This is a genomic window from Nonomuraea sp. B12E4 (assembly GCF_039871825.1).
Lineage (GTDB): Bacteria > Actinomycetota > Actinomycetes > Streptosporangiales > Streptosporangiaceae > Nonomuraea.
The window spans coordinates 189,486-209,046 of sequence record NZ_JBDPME010000001.1 but is presented as its reverse complement, the minus strand read 5'-3'; the positions used below and the strand labels follow the sequence as shown (position 1 = coordinate 209,046).

The following is a 19,561-nucleotide window of genomic DNA, read 5'->3' as shown; positions in this document are numbered from 1 at the left end:
GCTACAGCCCCTCTCGGGTCGTGGAGGACATCCGGCGGAAGACCTCGGGCAGCTCGTGCCCGGCCAGCTCCGCCGCCTTCTGGATCACCTCGACCAGGGCCGTGCCCTCGGCGACCTTGCGGTGGGCCTTGAGGTCGCCGTCGCGGTAGGCGTTGATCAGCCGGAGCTGGAGCGGGTCCATGCCGAGGGCACGGGCGATTTGATCCATCTGCGACTCCAGCGCGAAGTCGGCGATGGTCACGCCGAACCCGCGCATGGCGCTGGACGGCGTGCGGTTGGTGAACACGCAGTGGCAGTCGGCCCACACGTTCGGGATCGCGTAGGGGCCTGGCAGGTGGGCGGCGGCCTTGGTGGTGCCGTACGGGGTGTGCCGGGCGTACGCGCCGGCGTCGACGTACAGGGTGACCTGGCGGCCGATGATCCGGCCGTCGTCCATGACCGCGTCCTTGATGTAGATGCGCTCGGCCGCGCGGGGCGAGGAGACCTGCATCTCCTCGGCCCGGTCGTAGACGAACTTGACCGGGCGGTCGATCGCCATCGCGGCGACGCACGCGATCGGCTCGACCACCACGTCCACCTTGCCGCCGAAACCGCCGCCGACCGTTCCGCCCACGATGCGCAGCTTGTTGAACGGCGTCCCGAGGATGAGCGCCGTGTTGTCCAGGGTGAAGAAGCACGCCTGGGTGTCGGAGTGGATGCGCAGCCGCCCGTCGGCCTGCGGGACGACGACACAGCCGGTGGTCTCGACGGGGGCGTGCTCGATCGGCGCCGACTGGTAGCGCCACTCGAAGACGTGGTCGGCCCGCGCGAAGGTCTCCTGGACGTCGCCGAACCGGATGCGCCGGCAGTGGTGGCCCTCGTAGACGAAGTGGTTCTGCCCCTGGTACTCGTTGACCAGCGGCGCGCCCTCCTTCAGCGCCTCCTCGACGTCGAAGACCGGCTCCAGGTCCTCGTAGGCGACCTCGATCCGGGCCGCGCCCTCCAGCGCGGCCGCCTCGGTCTCGGCGACCACGGCGCAGATGGGCTCGCCGAGGTAGCGCACCTTGTCCACGGCCAGGACGGGCTCGTCGTCCGGCTGCACCCCGATCAGCTTGAGCACGGTGTAGAGGTTGTTCGGCACGTCGGCGTGGGTGAGGACGCGCAGCACGCCGGGCACCGCCAGCGCCCCGGTCAGGTCCACGTCCCTGATCCGCGCGTGGTGCCGGGCCGAGCGGTGCATCTTCAGGTGCGCGAGCCGCGGCGGCGCCACGTCCTCGAAGAACTCGGTCCGCCCGGTGACGTGCCCGCGCGCGTCGGAGCGCCGTACCACCGAGCCGATGACGGTGAAGTCGCCGCCGTTCCGCTCGGCGGCGAAGGTGCCGGTGTCGATGGGGGCGAGCCGGTACGTCATCGCGCCACCGCCCGCTCGCGGCGCCGCCGGGCCGCCTCCAGGATGGCGAGCACGATGGGCCGGTAGCCGGTGCACCGGCAGACGTTCCCCGAGATGGCCTCGATGACGTCCGCCTCGCTCGGGTCGGGGTCGCGATCGAGCAGCGCCTCGGCGACCATGATCATGCCGGAGGTGCAGAAGCCGCACTGGGTGGCGAAGCAGTCGACGAAGGCGCTCTGCACCTCGTCCAGGTCGCCTCCGGCGCCGACCCCCTCCAGCGTGCCGACCGAGGCGCCGGCGACGGTCTCCACCGCGACCAGGCAGGCGGCCTCGGGCCGGCCGTCCACCAGGACCGTGCAACTGCCGCAGGCGCCCTGCGCGCAGCCGCGTTTGGCGGCGGTGAGCCCCAGCGCCTCGCGCAGGCCGGCGAGCAGTGTGGCTCCCGGCGCGGCGATGAACTCGCGTCGCTCACCGTTGACGACGAGCGAGACGATCTGTGACGGCACGGTCCCACCTCTTCCGGGGATGAGTTCGCGGGGAGGAGTCCCGAGGGGAGGAGCCCTCAGGGGAGGAAGGCACGGCGCAGGTGCACGGGCAGGACACGTGCCCGGTACCACGCGCTGGCGTAGGCGTCGTCGAAGGGGTCGATGTCGGCGCGGGCCGCCTCGCCCGCCTCCGTGAGGCTCTCGTGGGTCAGCGGCCGGCCGCGCAGCAGGCGTTCGGCGGAGACCGCGCGGACCGGACGCGGGGCGACGCCGCCCAGCGCGATCCGGCAGTCGCCGGCCGAGGTGACGGAGGCGACGGTCACGACGGCGGCCGAGTTCAGGCGGCGGCGCATGGCCTTGTGGTAGTGCCAGGTACCCGGCTCCGGCAGCGTGACCCGTACCGCGACGGCGACCTCGCCCGGCGCGATCCCGGCGGACAGAACGTCGGCCACCGGGGCCTCCCGGCGGCCGGCCGGGCCGGCGATCTCGCAGGTCGCGTCCAGGGCGAGCAGGCAGACGGCCAGGTCGCCGTACGGTTGCGCGACGAACAGGTTGCCGCCCACGGTGGCCTGGTTGCGGATGGTCGGGGAGGCGATCGTGCGCAGCGCCGGGCGCAGGAAGGCGAGGCCGGGATGGGCGCCGACGGCGGCGAGCGTGGCGGCCGCCCCGATCGTGGCCACCCCGTCGCGCACCTCGATGCCGCCCATCCCCGCGCGGCGCAGGCTGACCAGCTCGGTCACGCCCGCGGACCCGCCGTTGACCAGCGGCATCACGACCGTGCCGCCGCCCATGAGCAGTCCGCCCCTGGCCGAGTGGCTCACCACGGCTTCGACGGACTCCGGCACGTGCACCGCCTGGATCACCATGTGCGGCCTCCCGGGGTTTCGGACGCGATAATTATCGATAATTGATTATCGACAGAGGCGCGTCAAGGGATCTTGTTCCATCGATAATCGGTAGGATCGATCCATGACCGAAGAGCCCGCCAAGCTGCCGCGGCTCACGCTGGCGCGGCAGATCCGCGACTCACTGGTCGGCCGGATCGTCTCCGGCCAGGTCAGGCCCGGAGAGCGGCTGGTGGAGACGCGGCTCGCGGCCACCTATGGCACCAGCCAGGCCCCCGTCCGCGAGGCGCTGCGCGAGCTGGAGGCCATGCGGCTGGTGGAGACCCAGCCGCGCCGGGGCACCTTCGTCCGGCCGTTCGTCCAGGAGACCCTGCGCGAGAGCTACGTCGTACGCGCCGCGCTGGAGGAGACGGCCACCCGGCTCGCCCTGCTGGCCGGGACCGTGCCGGTGGAGGCGCTGCGGGCGGACGTGGCGGCGATGCGGGAGGCCGCCGAACGCGGCGACGACGAGGGCTCGGCACGCGCCAGCGTCTCCTTCCACCGGCGCATCGTCGAGGCCGCGCACAACGAGCTGCTGAAGCTCACCTGGGAAGGGCTGCAGATCGAGGCGCGCACGTCGGTCACGATGGTCGCCACCGAGGTCGACCTGCACGACATCGTCCGCGACCACGCCGGGCTGCTGGCCGCGATCGAGGACGGCGACCTGGAGACGGCCTGCCGGCACGCCCGCGACCACCAGTGGCACTACGCCGACCTCCCGCACGACGCCCACGGCCGCACCCGGGACTCCGCCACCGGCTGACCGGTCACCCCGGCCGGGGACCCCTCCGCCGTCGTGGGGCGCTCGGTCAGCGGATGCGGCGGCCGGTCTCGGCGCAGGAGTATCCGCCCAGTGCCTCCACCTCGGCCCGGAAGCCGGGCCGCTCCAGGAGTGCCCACAGCGGGGCCAGCGCCTCATCGGACAACGCGCCGGTACGCAGCACCAGGTCGTAGGGCTCCTGGGCCACCGGCACGAAGTCGAGCCCGAAGGCGCGGGCGGCGGCGAGGATGCCCAGCCCGGCGTCCGCGCGTCCCGCGGCCACGGCGGCCGCCACCGCCAGGTGGGTGTGCTCCTCGCGGGAGTAGCCGGGCACCTCCGCCGGGTCGATGCCGAGACCGGCCAGCACGTGATCGAGCAGCGCCCGCGTACCGGCACCGCGCTGCCGGTTCACGTACCGCAGGTCGGGCCTGGTCAGGTCCTTGATCCCGGTCAGCCCGAGCGGGTTGCCGGGCGCGACGATCAGCCCCTGGTCGCGGTGGACCAGCCGGACCACGGCGACGTCGGCGTCCGCGCCCAGCAGCCGGTCCACGTACGGCAGGGTGTACTCGCCGGTGGCCGGGTCCAGCAGGTGCGACCCGGCCAGGTGGCACAGGCCGTCGCGCAGCGCCACGAGGCCGCCCAGCGAGCCGACGTTCGAGGAGGCCAGGGTGATCAGCGGGTCGGCGGCGCGCAGGGCGGAGGCCGCGAGGTCGAGCACCATGTCGTGCGAGCCGATCGCGACGATGGTCCGGCCGATCTCGGACAGCCCGCGCAGCAGCTCGACCTGGACCTGCTCCCCCGCGTGGTGGCCCTCCACGCCCGCCGGCACCACGAGCAGGCCGTCGGCGCGTACGAGCGAGGTGAGCACACCGGCGCCTCGCGGCAGCGGGGTGGCCACGAGCCGGTCCCGAACCCGCCCCAGGCGCACCCGCACCCAGTCGTCCATGCCGATGGCGGAGGGCAGCTTCCTGGCCAGGTGCGCCGTGGCCGTGGGGCGCTCGCGCGGCGCGGCGCCGGCCAGCTCGGCGAGCAGCGGAGCCGCGAAGATGTCGAACGTCAGCGCCGCCGACACCGGGTAGCCGGGAACGCCGATCACGGGCGTCTCCGCGACCGCGCCGAGGACGACCGGATGGCCGGGCCGCACGGCGACCCCGTGGACCGCGACGACGCCGGCTCCGGCGACCACGCGGGCGGTGTAGTCGTCGCGCCCCGCGCTCGAACCCGCGATGAGCAGGACCAGGTCGGCGTCGCGGGTGGCCGCCCGGAGCACCGTGGTGATCGTCTCGGGGTCGTCGGGGACGATCTCGGTGACCCGGGCCTCGCAGCCCGCCTCGCGGGCCTGCGCGGCCAGCATCATCGAGTTCGTGTCGAGGATGTCACCGGGGGCGAGCTCCGCGCCGATCGGGCGGATCTCGTCACCGGTGGGCACGATCACCACGCGCGGCACGCTCCGGACGCCGAGCTCGGTCACCCCCGCCGCGGCGCAGGCGGCGACGTCCACCGGCCGCAGCCGGTGGCCCTCCGGCAGCAGCAGCTCACCGGCGCTGATGTCCTCCCCGATGGAGCGGACGTGCTGGTACGGCGGTACGGCCGCGCGGAGCTCGGCCTCCCCCGCCGGGGTGCGGTGCACGTGTTCGCGCATCACCACGGCGTCGTATCCGCCGGGCAACGGGTCACCCGTGTCCACGACCTCGAAGTCACCCGCGGCGAGGAGCACCGGGCTGGTCTCGGCCGCGCCGGCGGTGTCGGCGGCGCGTACGGCGATGCCGTCCATGGCCGCGGAGTCGAAGGCGGGCGAGGACCGCAACGCCCACACCGGCTCGGCCGTCACCCGGCCCACGGCGGCACCGACCGGCACCCGTGCCACGCCGGCCCGGGCGGGACATCCCGCCGCGGCGCGTGCCTCGCGCCACACGGCGTGGGCCCGCGCGGCGGGCACATCGGAGACGAAGGGACTGACTGCGCTCATCGGTACAGGATGACCTCAACCTCGGTGCCCGCGTCCAGGCCGGTGGCCGGTTCGGGCACGATCGCGTAACCGTCGGCGCGGGTCAGCACCGACAGTAGCGCCGACGGGCCGAAGATCGGCTCGGCCACGCCGTCCCGGACCGTGACCTGGACCACGTCGAGCCGGCCGGCCGCCGAGGCCAGGTCGCGCGAGAGCCGCGCCCGCGTGCTCGGCGGCGGCGGCGGGCTCTCACACCCGGCGATGCGCCACAGCAGCGGCACCCCGACCTGCCCGAACACGACCAGCGCGGACAGCGGATTGCCCGGCAGCCCGATGATCGGGATCCCGGCGGACTCGGCCAGCAGGGTGGGCTTGCCCGGTTTGATGGCGATCCCGTGGCACCAGATGTCACCGACGTCGGCCACCGCGCCCGCCGTCTCGTCCCGCGCGCCGACCGACGAGCCCGCCGACACGACGACCAGGTCGGCCTCGGCCACGACCTCGACCAGCCGGTCCTTCAGGGCGCCGGGCTCGTCCGGGACGATGCCCGCGATCACCGGTTCGCCGCCCGCGTCCGCGACCAGCCCGGCCAGCGCGGAGGCCGTGGCGTCGCGCACCTGTCCGGGGGCGAGCTCCGCGGTGCCGGGCGGCACGACCTCGTCGCCGGTCGAGATGATCCCCACCCGGGGGCGTCGGTGCACGGCGACCGCGGTCACCCCGGCGGCGGCCAGGAAGCCGAGGTCCGGGGCGCGCAGCGGCCGGCCGCCGGGCGCCAGCACGCCGCCGGCCGCCACGTCCTCGTCGGCGCGGACGAGGCCGCCGCCCGGCGCGACGGGGCGGGTGACCTCGATCGTGCCCGGCATCGTCTCGGCGGTGTACTCGACCATCACCACCGCGTCGGCGCCGGCCGGGAGCACTCCCCCGGTCGGCATGGCGACGCATCCGCCGGGGCGTACCGCCACGGTGGGCTCGGCGCCCATCCGCACCGCGCCGAGCAGGTCGAGGTAGGACGGCAGCCCGTCGGAGGCGCCGTAGGTGTCCGCCGCCCGCACCGCGAACCCGTCCACGGTGGAACGGGCGAAACCGGGCAGGGCGGCGGGCGCCGTGATGTCCGCGGCGGGCACCCGGCGCAGCGCAGCCGACAGCGGGACCTGCTCCACGGGCGTGCGGTGAGCGGGCCGGAATCCGTACAGGACCTCGGCGAGGGTACGGGCGGTGAAGAACTCCCTGCCGCTCAACGGTCCGGTTGCTCCTTCGAGCCCTCGGGGCGCGGCTGCGGGCGGGCCGCCGCGCCGCCCTTGTCCAGCCCGAGCACGGACACCACCGGTCCCAGCGCCACCTGCCCGAGCCCGCAGATCGACGTCTTGCGCATGGTCTCCTCCAGTTGCAGGATCCGCCCCCGCCCCGCCTCGTCGAGGGTGGCGGAGCCGGCGTCCAGCACGCCGCGCAGCAGCTCGTGCGCCTTGGTGGAGCCGACCCGGCAGGGCACGCACTTGCCGCACGACTCGTTGCGGAAGAACCGCAGCACGTTCGTGGCGGCGGCCAGCAGGTCGGTGCCCTCGGCGAGCACCACCAGGGCACCGGAGCCGAGCATGGTGCCGGCCTCGGCGAGCGTGCCGAAGTCCAGCGCCAGGTCGAGCTGGTCGGGGCCGATGAAGTTGCTGGAGGCGCCGCCCGGCTGCACGGCGCCGACCTGGGCGCCGCCGAGCACGCCGCCGGCGACGTCGATCAGCCGGCGTACGGTCGTGCCCATCGGCACGCAGTAGACGCCGGGACGCTCCACGTGGCCGGACACGGCGAAGAACTTCCAGCCGACGGAGTCGCCCTCGCCCTGCTCCGCCCACCAGCCGGCGCCGCGCTGCAGGATCACCGGCACGTCGGCGAAGGTCTCCACCGAGTTGATCAGTGTGGGGCGCCCGTGCAGCCCGTAGGTGCCCGGGAAGGGCGGCTTGTTGCGCGGCTCGCCGCGGTGGCCCTCCATGCACTCCAGCAGCGCGGTCTCCTCGCCGAGGATGTAGCCGCCGGGCGAGACGAAGATGTCGAGGTCGAGGCGGCGGCCGCTGCCGCAGGCGTTCGCGCCGACCACGCCGGCCGCGCGCAGCGCCTCGATCTCCGCGCGCAGCACACGCTCCTCGGGGCCGTACTCGTGCCGGATGAAGATCCAGCCCTGCTCGGCTCCGACCACGGCCATGCCGAGCAGCAGGCCCTCGATCACCAGGTGCGGCTGGTCGGTCAGGATCTGGCGGTCCTTGAAGGTGCCCGGCTCGGACTCGTCGGCGTTGCAGATCGCGTAGGTGACGCCGCCCGGCTCGGCGGCGGCCACCAGGCCCCACTTCCTGCCGGTGGGGAACCCGGCGCCGCCCATCCCGCGCAGCCCGGAGGCCTCCAGCGTGGCCACCACGCTCTCGGCGGTCACCTCGCCGGACAGCAGCGCGCGCAGGCTCGCGTACCGGGCGGAGACGTCCGATCCGGCGGGGTAGGGATCGTTCGGCCAGGGTTCGGCCCGTCCGGTGACGGCCGCCTCGCCGAGTTCGCCCTCCCGCGCGGCGCCGACCAGCGTGTCCACCTCGGCGACCGGCGCGGGCCGCTCGTTGACGGCCAGCGCCGGGGCGATGTCGCAGCGGCCCAGGCAGGACACCTCGACGAGCTCGATCTCGGTGTCGTCGCCGTAGCGGTCACGCACTTCGGCGATCCGGTCGTCGGCGGAGCGCAGCCAGCACGACAGGTCGTGGCAGACGCTGACCGCCACCTTGGCGGGCGGGGTCGTCCGGAAGTGCGGGTAGAACGAGATGAGGCCCTCGATCTCGTACAGCGGACGCCGCATGGTGCGGGAGAGCTCCTCGAGCTCCTCCCTGGGCAGCCAGCCCAGCCGCTCCTGGATGGCGTTGAGCGCCGGGATCAGCGACGGCCCGGGGAACTTCCCGGCCCGCGCCTCCACGCCCGGCACCCGGGGACGTCCCAACTCGAAACTCAGGGTCATTCAGACACTTCCCATGTCGCTGACGGGGTCCGCGTCTCTCAACGCCTCGACCTGAATCGCGCAGAACTTGAACTCGGGGATCTTGCCGTAGGGGTCGATCTCGTCGATCGTCAGCAGGTTCGCCGCCGCCTCCCGGAAGTGGAACGGGATGAAGCAGTTGCCGAGCTGCTCCCGGTGGGAGACGCGTACCTGCAGCTCGATGGCCCCGCGCCGGGACCGCACCCGGGCCCTCTGGCCGTGCGACAGCCCCCTGTCGGCGGCGTCCTTGGGGTGCATGTACACCTCGGCGATGGGCGAGATGGCGTCCAGCGCGTACGACCGGCGGGTCATCGACCCGGTGTGCCAGTGTTCGAGCAGCCGCCCGGTGTTGAGCACCAGCGGGTATTCCGCGTCGGGCAGCTCCTTCGCCGGGAGCCACTGCGCCGGGACGAGGTGGGCCAGGCCGTCGTCGGTGTTGAACCGCTCGTCGAACATGACCACCGTCCCGTCGGTGTGCTCGGGATCGTCGTTCGGGTAGAGCTTCCCGCTCAGGCCGAGGTTGTCGTGGCGCAGGTTCGCATATGACGGCATGAGCGCGACCATCTCGTCGAACACCTCGCTGGGCGAGGAGTACGACCAGTCCAGCCCGATCCGGCGGGCGAGGTCCTGGACGATCTCCCAGTCCACCCGGGCCTGGCCCGGCGGGTCCATCACCTTGCGGCCGAGCTGCACCCGGCGGTCGGTGTTGGTGTAAGTCCCCTCCTTCTCCAGGTACGACGACGCCGGCAGGATGACGTCGGCGAACTCCGCGGTCTCGGTCAGGAAGATGTCCTGGACCACGAGGAAGTCCAGCGCGCCGAGGGCCTTGCGCACCTTGTTGATGTTGGGGTCGGACAGGAACGGGTTCTCGCCCAGCATGTACATGCCGCGCACGCCGCCGGGCTTGAGCACCGAGCCGATGATCTCGGTGACGGTGAGCCCGCGCTCGGGGTCGAGCCTTGTGCCCCAGGCCTCCTCGAACCGCCGGCGGGTGCCCTCCACGTCGACGCCCTGGTAGTCGGGGTAGAACATGGGGATCAGCCCGGCGTCGGAGGCGCCCTGCACGTTGTTCTGCCCGCGCAGCGGGTGCAGGCCGGAGCCCGGCTTGCCCACGTTGCCGGTGATCGAGCACATCGCGATCAGGCAGCGGGCGTTGTCGGTGCCGGTGGTGTGCTGGGAGATGCCCATCCCCCAGTAGATGACGCCGGCCTTGGCCTCGCCCCAGACCCGGGCGACCTCCCGGATCAGGTCCGCGTCCACGCCGGTGATCTGCGCGGCGCGCTCGGGCGGGTAGTCGTTGACCGTGCGGGCCAGCTCCTCGAAGTTGGAGACCCGGGCCTGGATGAACTCCCGGTCGATCAGGCCGAGCCTGATCACCTCGTGCATGACCCCGTTGTAGAAGGCCACGTCGGTGCCGGGCTTGACCTGGCAGTAGTAGTCGGCGTGCTCGGCCACGGTGCTGGCCCGGGGGTCGACGTAGACGATCTTCGTGCCGCGCCGGCGGGCCTGCTTGAAGAAGGAGCTGGCGACGGGGTGGTTGGCCGTCGGGTTGGAGCCGGTGATGATCACGACGTCGGCGTTGGCGACGTCGCCGTACGTGGTCGACACCGCGCCGGAGCCGACCCCCTCGAAGAGCGCGGCCACCGACGAGGCGTGGCAGAGCCGGGTGCAGTGGTCGACGTTGTTCGTGCCGAACCCGGCCCTGATCAGCTTCTGGAAGAGGTAGGCCTCCTCGTTGGAGCACTTCGCTGAGCCGAACCCGGCGATGGCGCCGGGCCCCTGCTCGGCGTGGATCTCCCGCAGCCGCCGGGCGACGAGGTCGAGCGCCTCTTCCCAGGTGGCCTCGCGGAAGTGCGGCAACACCTCGTCGTAGTCGACCAGGCCGCCGGGCTTGCGGCGGCCGTCCTTGCCGTTCTTGCTGAGCTTCGCGCCGCGGCCGCCGCCACTGCGGTCGCCGCCGCCGGCGCGTCCCCGGTCGTTGTAGGCGTCGCCGCGCACGTCCGCCGACAGCGGGCCCTTGGGGTAGGACGACTCTTTCCTGATCAGGGGCACGGTGAGCCGCTGCGGCGAGGCCGCGTAGTCCCAGCCGTACCGGCCCTTGACGCACAGCCTGCTCTTCGAGCCCGGCTGGTCACGGCCCTCGGCGAAGGCGATCGCGCCGCGCGACCGGTCGACGTAGTAGGTGAGCGCGCAGCCGACGCCGCAGTACGGGCACACGCTGTCCACCGCGTCCAGTTCCTCGCGGGGCCGGATGGGGATGTTGTTGATCGCCTTGTTGGTGAGGGCGCCGGTGGGGCAGGCCTGCACGCACTCGCCGCAGGTCACGCACGAGCTCGCCCCCATGGGGTCGTTGAGGTCGAAGGCGATCCTGGTCGAGTAGCCCTTGCCCGAGCGGCCGATGACGTCGTTGCCCTGGATGTCGTCGCAGGCCCGCACGCAGCGGTCGCAGAGGATGCACGCGTCGTGGTCGACCTCGATCACCGGGTTGGAGGAGTCGAGTCCCCGGCCCGAGCCGCAGGGCAGGTCGGTCGTCTCCTTGGCCACGTCGAACCGGTCGGCGAGGTCGAGGAGCAGGTTGTCGCCGGTGGTGGTCTGTTTCGGGTCCTCCGCGCGGGCCGGCTGGTCGGAGATCAGCAGCTCGGTCAGGGTGGCCCGGTTGCGCTCCAGCTCCGGAGTGCTGGTCTTGACCTGCATGCCGTCCTCGCAGGGACGTACGCACGCCGCCGCGAAGGCCCGGCCGCCGGTGTCCACCACACACATGCGGCACACGCCGACGGGGTCGTAGCGCTCGTTGTGGCACAGCACCGGGATGTCGACGCCCACCTGCTTCGCGGCGTCGTAGATGCTGGTGCCCTCCGGCACGGTCAGCTCGTGGCCGTCGATCTCGACGGCCACAGTCCGTACGGCCATTATCGGCTCTTCGAGAGTCGTCATCTCAGCACCGCCAGTCCCACGATAGCGAGCATACAGAATACGGCATACAATTTACCCCGAGTTAGTCCAACAGCAAATCTTCAAGATCGGCCGCCGCCACGCGGCCTTCCCCGTCGAGGCCACGCGCGGCGTAGTAACCGGCGACCATCGAGCGCAGCCGGCCGGCGTCCAGCACCGCCCGGCGGCCCGAGCCGAGCTCCAGCGGGGTCTCCAGCATCCGCGCCGGAAGCGTGTCGTCGGCCGCGGTGGCCCCCTCGCGCAGGTTGAACGCGCGTTTGGCCCGGACGATCCGCCGGGCGGTCTCCCGCAGCTCGGCCGCGTCGAGCCGCCAGCCGGTGACCAGCGTGAGCAGCCCGGCCCACTCCGTGAAGGGGTCCTCGAAGACGCCGCGCAGGAACTTGCACAGGATCATCGAGTCCATGACCGCGGCGCGGTCCTCGGTGTCGATCGCGGCGGCGACGTGGGCGGCGCCGCCGTCCAGCCGGTCGAGCTCGCCCGACAGGTCGGCCTCGTAGGCGCCCGACCGGTTGTGGTCGGCTCCCCTGGCGTTCACCGCGAGGCCGAGCGCCATCGACTGCAGGCTTCGCGGCTCGTAGCCGGGCAGCTCCAGCCCCTTGACCTGCGGTGCGAAGTCGATCGAGGCGTGCCCGACCACCTCGGCGGCCCGGCGGGACCCCTGCGCGAGCAGCTCCCCCAGGCCAGGCGCCCTGGTCCCGATCGCGTCCAGGGCGCGCAGCAGCGCCGCGCCGTCGCCGAACCGCAGCCACGGCTCGTCGATGAGGCCACGCTCGACGCACTCCATGGCCCAGGCGATCGTGCCGCCCGCGGAGATGGTGTCGATGCCCAGTTCGTCGCATCGCGCGCTGGCGGCGAACACGTCGTCGGGGTCGGACACCCCGCACAGCGGGCCGAGCGCGAAGACGTTCTCGTACTCCATCCGCTGCTTTCCCCCGCCCTTGCGGGAGTAGATGTGCTCGCAGCCGATGGAGCACGACGCGCAACTGTTGCGCGCCACCCCGCGCAGCTCGTGCAGCTCCTCGGCGGCGAGCTGGGGCGCGCCCTCGAAGGTCGCCGCGGTGAAGTTGCGGGTGGGCAGAGTGCTGACGGCGTTGAAGGCGAGGAGGTTGGCCAGCGTGCCCAGCTCCCGGTATTTCGCGGTGGCCGGGCCGAAGCTGCGCTTGCGCAGGTCACGCGCGGCGGCCAGGACGCCCGCCTGGTCCGCGACCGACACCTTGGTCGCCGATCTGACCAGCACGGCCTTGAGGTTCTTGGCGCCCAGCACCGCGCCCAGGCCGCCCCGTCCGGCGTGGCGGCCGTCGTGGCTGATCGTCGCGTATCGCACCTGGCGCTCGCCGGCCGGGCCGATGGCGGCGGTGCGCCAGGTGCGGCCGAACCGGGACCTCGCCGCGTGCTCGGCCTCCGCGGCCGTCAGCCCGGCCAGCTCCGGCGCCGGTTCGAGGCGTACGCCGTCGCCGTCGATCAGCAGCACCGAGAGCTCGTCCGCGCGACCGCGGATCACGATCGCGTCATGCCCGGTGAGCTTGCCGGCGATGGCGAACTGGCTGGAGGCGAGGGCGTCGGTCAGCAGCCCGGTCAGCGGTGACTTGGCCACCACCGCGAACTTCGCGCTGGTCGTCAGCGGGGTCCCGACCAGCGAGGAGAAGACGAAGGCCAGCGGCGCCCGGGGAGACAGCGGATCTATGCCGGCAGGGGCCAGCCGGTGCAGCAACCAGGTGCCGAGCCCTACGCCCCCCACGTAGGCCCGCAGCACCCGCTCGCTCAGCTCGAGGGCGGCTCCCGTCGCCTCCGGGCCGTCGAGATCGACGAGCAGTGCCCGCCCGAAGAAACCACCAGGCGTCATAATTCAGACTTTAAACCCACCTGGCCAGTGACCTGCGCCCGGGCCGTCGTGGCTGCCCGCCAGGCGCCTCAGCCACCGGCGTCGGCGGACAGGAAGGCGACGGTGTCCCCCGCGACCAGGGGCAACGCCTCGTCCCGGGTGACCTGATCGCCGTTGAGCGCGGCCACGACATGCCGGTCCAGCGCCAGCCCGGCGGCGGTGGCCGCCGCTCCAAGCGTGGCGGCCCGGACGCCGCGTGGCCGGTGCCCGCCGTTCCGCGCCAGCGCGCCGAAGCACTCGACCGTGATCTCGGGTGGCGGCCGGTCGCGGGCCGCGGCGTAGTCCTCGGGGGTGTTGACGTTCACCACGGACTCCAGCGCCGGATCATGGCGCGCGAGGCCGGGGTCGGCGAGCAGCTCCTCGTCGCCGAGCTGAACCACCGGGCAGTGCTTGAAGAGCATGCCCGGCCGCAGGTCGCCCTCGGCGAGGAGATCCGCGATCAGCCCGGCCAGGGCGGTCCGGTACGCGGCCGCCAGCGGCTGCCGGAACCCGCGTGCCACCGGCAGCGCGACGTCGGTGCCCGGGCCCAGCCCGCGCAGCACGCGGCGCACGAAAGCCGGATGGAGGAACGGCAGGTCGGTGGAGCACACGAAGGCCGTCTCGGCCCGGCCGGCCACCGCCGCCAGCCCCACGGCCAGGCCCTGCATGGGGCCCAGCCCTTCGACCGGGTCCTCGGCCACGTGGACTCCCGGGGGAAGCGGCGGCAGCTCCTGCCCGGGGGCGGCCACCACGACGACCGGGCCGCCGACGGTCCTGGCGAGCATCGCGGTGGTGCGATACAGCAACGTCGAACCGTGCCACTCCAGCCACGCCTTCGGCTGCCCCATCCGGGTGGAGCGCCCGCCCGCAAGCACGACGCCCGCAGCATTCTGCATGTCCGCATGCTAGGCCACGCCGCCGATCGCTCTCGCCAGGGGGACCGCTCCACGGGCTCAGGTGGTGGTCGCCAGGACCGCCTCAAGGTCGTGGGCGCGGGGGTCGGCCAGATCCGTCATCATCCGCAGGGCCGTCCGCAGGATGCCGCGGGCGAGCATGGCGTGCCCCCTGCCGTTGAGCACCTCGCCGAGGTCGGCGAGGGTGACCGCCTCCCAGCGCTGGTTGCCCATCCGGCGGAAGACCTCGATGGCCTGGCGGAAGGCGCGGACGGCGTTGCGGACGTCGCCGATCAGCGCGTAGGCGCGGCCCATGTTCCGCAGGCACTGCGCGAGGGAGGGCTCGTCACCGACCTGGACGAGGATCTCGTGGGCCTGCCGGAAGGCCGGCACCGCGCGCTGGTAGTCGCCCGCCACGGTGTGGGCGATCCCCAGATTGTCCAGCACCAGCGCGATGCCGCGGGGGTATCGGCTGCGCTCGTGCAGTTCCAGCGCGCGCCTCAGGTGGCGCTCCGCCGGATCGTACTGTCCGGCCTCGCCGAGGACCATGCCGAGATTTCCCAGCGCCATGGCCTCGCCGTGCACGTGCCCGGCCGACTCGAAACGGGTGAGCGCGTCGCGGAAGAATCTCTCCGCCAGCGCGACATCGCCCCTGTCGGAGTAATGACAACCCACGGAGTTGAGGGTGTATGCCTCACCGGTGGGCTCGTTCGCGGTTCGCGCCGCACGTACCGCCAGCATGAGGAAGTCCAGGCCGTCGGACCACGGGATGCGGGCGTCGAAGAAGCTGGTCATGGCCATGGTCGTGCGCCAGGCGTAGCCGGCCCACGACGGGTTCGCGGCCGCCCACGACGTCACCGCCCGCAGCGAGTCGAACTCGACCTCCAGCCAGGCCAGCGCCTCGCCGGCGTCGGCGAAGACGGGCGGGGGCCGGTGCGGCCGCATCGGGGCGACGAAGTCGCGGCGGCGGCCCGGCAGCAGTTGCCGGTCGGCGCTGACGGCGGTGAACAGGTAGTGGTCGAGCAGCCGCCGGACGGCGGCCCGCTGCTCCTCCTCCGGCATGTGCCGCCGGGCCTGGTCCACGGCGTACAGGCGGATCAGGTCGTGCAACTGGTAGCGCCGGGGAAGGCGCTGTTCCAGCAGGTGCGCGGCCAGGAGCTGGTCGAGGCTGCGCTCGACCTCGGCGGGCGAGCGCCCGGCCAGGGCCGCGGCCGCCTCCAGCGCGATGTCCCCGGCGGGCTGCAGGCCGAGCGCGTGGAACGTGGCGGCCGCCTCCGCGCTGAGCGCCCCGTACGACCATGACAGGACGGCGCGCAGGTCGGTGTTCGGATCGCTCTCGCCGGTGCCCAGGTTGTCGAGGCGGGCCTTCTCGTCCTCCAGCCCCTCCACGACCTCGCCGAGGGTGGCGGCGCGCTGGGCGCGCTCGGCGACGACGGCCAGGGCGAGGGGCAGGTGGTCGCACAGCGCGACCAGCCTGGAGGCCGCCTCGGGCTCGCGGGCGACCCGGGCCGAGCCGACGGTCGCCGCCAGCAGCTCGATGGCCTGCGCTTCGGGCATCGCGCCCAGCGTGACCCGGTGGGCGCCGTCGCGGATCGACAGGGATCGCAACTGGTTGCGGCTGGTCACGATGACCAGGCCGCTGGTGCCCGGCAGCAGGGGGCGTACCTGGTCGGCGTCGCGGGCGTTGTCCAGCAGGATGAGCACGCGCCGGTCGGCGAGGATGGTCCGCAGCAGCGCGCAGCGCTCGTCCACGTCGAGGGGGATGGCCTCGCTGACCACGCCCAGGCGGCGCAGCAGGCTCTCCGCCGCCGCGGCCGAGGTCATCGGGCCGGTCGGGCCGTAGCCGCGCAGGTTGAGGTAGAGCTGCGCGTCGGGGTAGGCGTGGGCGACGCGGTGCGCCCAGTGCACGGCCAGCGTCGTCTTGCCCGCGCCGGGCGCGCCGTCGATGGCCACCACCGTCGGGGCACGCCCGTTCCGGCCGGGTGCCGACGCTCCGGACAGCAGCCGCTCCAGCGCCGCGAGCTCCTGGCCGCGGCCGGTGAAGCCCACGATGTCGTGCGGCAACTGCCGGGGTCTGGGCGTCTCGCGCCGGACGGGCGTGATGCCCGGATGGTCGGCGGCCTCGCCCATGAGCACCGTCTGGTGCAGCCGGACCAGTTGCTCGCCGGGGTCCAGGCCGAGCTCCTCGCTCAGCACCGTACGGACGCGCTGATAGGCGCTCAGCGCCTCGGCCCGCCTGCCGCCGCGGTGCAGGGCGGTGATCAGGCGCGCCCACAGCGACTCACGGGTCGGGTAGCGATGGGTCAGGTCCGACAGCTCGGCGATGAGGTGCCCCGGCGGCTCGGTGGCCAGCTCCAGGTCGATCCGGCGCTCGGTGGCGGCGAACCACTCCTCGGTCAGGAGCGGGATGACCTCCTGCTCCAGCCAGGCGCCACGGGAATTGCCGAAGGGCCTGCCACGCCACAGTTTCAGCGATTCGCGCAGCAGGGCCAGCTCCTCCTCCGCGGCGGCGGCCGCGTCCGCGCGGCGCACCAGGTCGCGGAAGCGGTGGAGGTCCACCGTGCCGGCCTCCACCTTGAGCTGGTAGCCGTCCGGGCACGTCTGGATGAGCTCCGCCCCGATCACCCGCCGCAGCCTGGTGACGTAGGTGTGCACCGCTCCCTGCGGCCAGTCCGGCCCCTGGTCCGGCCAGAGCCGCCGGGCGAGCATGCGCGTCGACACCGACTCCCCGACCGACAGCAGCAATGACGCCAGGACCGTCCGCTGCTGGCCGACGGGCAGGGTCAGCACGTCACGGCCGATCCGGACCTCCCACGGCCCGAGGATGCCGAAGCTGATCTCAGCAGCCATGCAGTCCCGCAGCCGTCCCGGGAGACGCTCCGGCCATGCCCGACCTCCCATCGCACAGGCAACCCCGCCGCTGACGCCGCCGGAACATGAAGCCACGGATGCGGTGTGGTCGCGGCGACGCCTGCCATGTTCATCCGAGTTTAGGCCGGTAGCGGCTCGAACAATCCTCTGGTGCGGGGCTCGCCGCCCGGCCGGCCGGCGACCGGCCGGCCGGCGACCGGCTGCCGCTCGACGAGCTGACGGTGGGTGACCTCTCGGTACGCGCGTGCGCGGCGGGTCCCGGACGCGACGCCGGCGCGGTCTGTCGCATGCCGCGCTGGGTCCGGCTGTTCGTGAGGGAGTCAGTGGCGCGGAAGGGCGTCTGAGCCCCGAACCGCCCAAAGGTCAAGTGGCGACAAGCCCGGCGAAAATCGTTACTCTCCGATGGCAGCCCTCAATGATCACGGGAGTGTCCATGAACATTCGCGGGAGAGCGTCGGCCGCTGTGACGGCCGGCGCTCTGGTCACCATCACCACCTTGACCGCGGGCGGCTTACCCGCGGCGGCCCAGACCGGAGCGGCACCCGGGGACCCGGTCACGCACGAGGAGAACCCGCGGGTTCCCGAGGGCGCCGCGTGGACGGAGGCGTACTTCCCGTCCGCGGACGACAGCGGCGTCGAGTTGCACGCCGACGTGCTGCGCCCGGCCCACCTGCCGCCCCACGCGAAGACCCCGGTGATCCTCTCGATAGGCCCGTACTTCGCGCACGCCGGGCAGACGGGTTCCGAAGGATGGGACCGGGTCGGGCCCTCCTCGCGCTTCCAGGACTTCATCGACGGCGCCGGCCTGATGGCGCGCGGCTACACCTTCGTCATGGTGGACCTGCGCGGCTTCGGCGGCAGCACCGGGTGCCTGGACTGGGTCGGCCCGGGCGAGCAGGCCGACGTCCGGGCCGCCATCGAGTGGTCGGCCAGGCAGCCCTGGTCGACGGGCAAGGTCGGCATGTACGGCAAGTCATATGACGCCGTCACCGGCCTGGTGGGCAACAACCTCCGGATCAAGAGCCTGAAGGCGGTCGTCGCCCAGGAACCGGTCTGGAACATGTACAACTACCTCTTCAGCAACAAGGTCCCGCGGCCCAACGTCACGGGCACGCCGGAGGCGTACAACTCGATCGCGACGATCCCCGCGCTGACCGACGACAGCGACCGGTACAAGGCGAACGCGGCCTACGAGGACAGCCATCCGGAGTGCCTGAGCGACAACCTCACCAACAACAACAATCCCGACCTGCACTCGGCGTACTGGCGGGCCCGCAACCTGGCCGCCGGCGCGGCCGGCACGGACACCCCGCTGTTCGTGACCCAGGGGTTCATCGAGCCCAACACCAAGCCCGAGGACATGGAGGAGTACCTGGACAACCACCGCGGCCGGGAACGCGGTTGGGTCGGCCAGTGGGAGCACGTGCGGGGCAACGACACCGACTCCGAGGGCCGGCTGCTCCAGGGCCGTGCCGGCTGGTTCGACGAGGTGATGCGCTTCTACGACCAGTACCTGCGCGGGGTCCGCCCGTCGGTGACCGACCCCGAGTACGCCGTCGAGGACAATCTCGGCAACTGGCGCGCCCAGAGCACCTGGCCGGTGGTCACGACGTCGTACGACGCGCGGCTCTCCTCCGGCCGGTACGTCGACAACGGCGGCGCCCCGGCGGCGGCCGCCCGAGCGGACGACGGCCGCTGGGACATGGAGAACGCGCCGCGGATCGAGCCGCTGTCCGAAGCCGAGGCGAGCGCGGCCAGGCGGGGCGGCGCCACCGAGACCACCGACACCAGCTTCTGGACCTGGTCCACGCCCGCGTCCCAGAAACTCCGGCTCACCGGCACGCCGGAGATCAGGCTCGACGCGAGCACGAACGGCAACGTGATGGTCCGCCTGTGGGACGTCGCCCCGGACGGCACGGCGACGATGTTCAACGAGAACGTCGCCCTGCTGGAGCGCAGGGGACGGATCTCCTTCGACCTGAAGTCGACCGACTGGACCATCGAGCCGGGGCACCGGCTGGGGGTGCAGATCGGGACCATCGACACCGGCCGCTGGCGTGACGTGCCCTCGGGCAACACGATCAGGATCTCCGACGCGGGGCTGTCCCTCGACGTGCTGGCCCCGCGGTTCGACAGGCCGACGCAGGGCGACCGCTCGCCGTACCTGGACGCCTACCTCGCCTCCAACGCCACCACGCTGACCAACGTCGGCCGCGGCACCTTCCCGCTGAAGCTCTGGCGCTGACCAGCCCCTTCCCGGCACCCATCCCAACGGGTGCCGGGAAGCCGGCTTTCATGCGGGCCGACGGGGTAGGGACACGCGCATGGCCACATTCATGGATCGGGTGCGCGCTTATCTGCGCAGCCCCCAAGGCAGGCAGAACGTCGAGAAGGCGAAGCGCATGGCCCGCGACCCCCGCACGCGGGACAAGGCCCGGCGCCTGCTGAACCGCTGGCGGTCGCGGCGCCACTGACCCGGGCCGGCGTCGTCTCCGGTCAATGTCGGCCGGTGCGGTTCTCCTCGCCCACGCACCGATCGC

Annotated in this window: 13 protein-coding genes; 3 read left to right on the top strand and 10 right to left on the bottom strand. The window is 72.9% G+C overall.

What is annotated here, in order from left to right; genetic code table 11:
• Position 1: 1 nt before the first annotated feature.
• The 3 genes from ABGB18_RS00920 to ABGB18_RS00910 are packed head-to-tail and all read right to left on the bottom strand — an operon-like array spanning position 2 to position 2,720.
• Entirely contained in the window at positions 2-1,390 is a 1,389-nt protein-coding gene (locus tag ABGB18_RS00920) for a molybdopterin cofactor-binding domain-containing protein (protein WP_347693322.1), read from the bottom strand.
• The gene (locus ABGB18_RS00915; protein ID WP_347693321.1) at positions 1,387-1,875 is read right to left on the bottom strand and encodes a (2Fe-2S)-binding protein; all 489 of its coding nucleotides are present in this window, start codon (positions 1,873-1,875) and stop codon (positions 1,387-1,389) included. The genes ABGB18_RS00920 and ABGB18_RS00915 overlap by 4 nt, the downstream gene beginning before the upstream one ends.
• Positions 1,876-1,931: 56 nt before the next feature.
• Positions 1,932-2,720, bottom strand: a complete 789-nt coding sequence (locus ABGB18_RS00910) for an FAD binding domain-containing protein (protein WP_347693320.1) — start codon at positions 2,718-2,720, stop codon at positions 1,932-1,934.
• Between the two features lie 103 nt (positions 2,721-2,823).
• Between ABGB18_RS00910 and ABGB18_RS00905 the strand changes: the two genes are divergently transcribed.
• A complete protein-coding gene (locus tag ABGB18_RS00905) occupies positions 2,824-3,501 on the top strand; it encodes a GntR family transcriptional regulator (protein ID WP_347693319.1) in 678 nt (225 codons plus the stop codon).
• A gap of 46 nt (positions 3,502-3,547) precedes the next feature.
• Here ABGB18_RS00905 and ABGB18_RS00900 read toward each other — a convergent pair whose 3' ends face one another.
• From ABGB18_RS00900 to ABGB18_RS00870, 7 genes are all read right to left on the bottom strand, one after another.
• On the bottom strand, positions 3,548-5,467 hold the full coding sequence (locus tag ABGB18_RS00900) for a molybdopterin biosynthesis protein (RefSeq protein ID WP_347693318.1): 1,920 nt from the start codon (positions 5,465-5,467) through the stop codon (positions 3,548-3,550).
• A complete protein-coding gene (gene glp, locus ABGB18_RS00895; RefSeq protein ID WP_347693317.1) occupies positions 5,464-6,684 on the bottom strand; it encodes a gephyrin-like molybdotransferase Glp in 1,221 nt (406 codons plus the stop codon). Before glp ends, ABGB18_RS00900 begins: the two co-directional genes overlap by 4 nt.
• Positions 6,681-8,426: an NAD(P)H-dependent oxidoreductase subunit E gene (locus ABGB18_RS00890; protein ID WP_347693316.1), complete on the bottom strand. Its 1,746-nt coding sequence runs from the start codon at positions 8,424-8,426 to the stop codon at positions 6,681-6,683. The genes glp and ABGB18_RS00890 overlap by 4 nt, the downstream gene beginning before the upstream one ends.
• A complete protein-coding gene (gene fdhF, locus ABGB18_RS00885) occupies positions 8,427-11,354 on the bottom strand; it encodes a formate dehydrogenase subunit alpha (protein ID WP_347693315.1) in 2,928 nt (975 codons plus the stop codon).
• A gap of 85 nt (positions 11,355-11,439) precedes the next feature.
• Positions 11,440-13,239 carry an aldehyde ferredoxin oxidoreductase C-terminal domain-containing protein gene (locus ABGB18_RS00880; protein ID WP_347693314.1) on the bottom strand — a complete coding sequence of 600 codons (1,800 nt, stop codon included), beginning with the start codon at positions 13,237-13,239 and terminating at the stop codon, positions 11,440-11,442.
• Positions 13,240-13,307: 68 nt separating this feature from the next.
• Positions 13,308-14,153: a molybdenum cofactor guanylyltransferase gene (locus ABGB18_RS00875; protein WP_347693313.1), complete on the bottom strand. Its 846-nt coding sequence runs from the start codon at positions 14,151-14,153 to the stop codon at positions 13,308-13,310.
• A gap of 57 nt (positions 14,154-14,210) precedes the next feature.
• Positions 14,211-17,000, bottom strand: coding sequence for a BTAD domain-containing putative transcriptional regulator (locus tag ABGB18_RS00870; protein WP_347693312.1), 2,790 nt, complete (start codon positions 16,998-17,000; stop codon positions 14,211-14,213).
• Between the two features lie 454 nt (positions 17,001-17,454).
• On the opposite strand from ABGB18_RS00870, the gene ABGB18_RS00865 reads away from it, so the two are divergent.
• Complete coding sequence (locus tag ABGB18_RS00865) at positions 17,455-19,266, top strand: CocE/NonD family hydrolase (protein WP_347693311.1); 1,812 nt, start codon at positions 17,455-17,457, stop codon at positions 19,264-19,266.
• A gap of 79 nt (positions 19,267-19,345) precedes the next feature.
• Positions 19,346-19,495 (top strand): hypothetical protein, encoded by a 150-nt coding sequence (locus ABGB18_RS00860; RefSeq protein ID WP_347693310.1) that lies wholly within the window; start codon positions 19,346-19,348, stop codon positions 19,493-19,495.
• Positions 19,496-19,561: the final 66 nt, after the last annotated feature.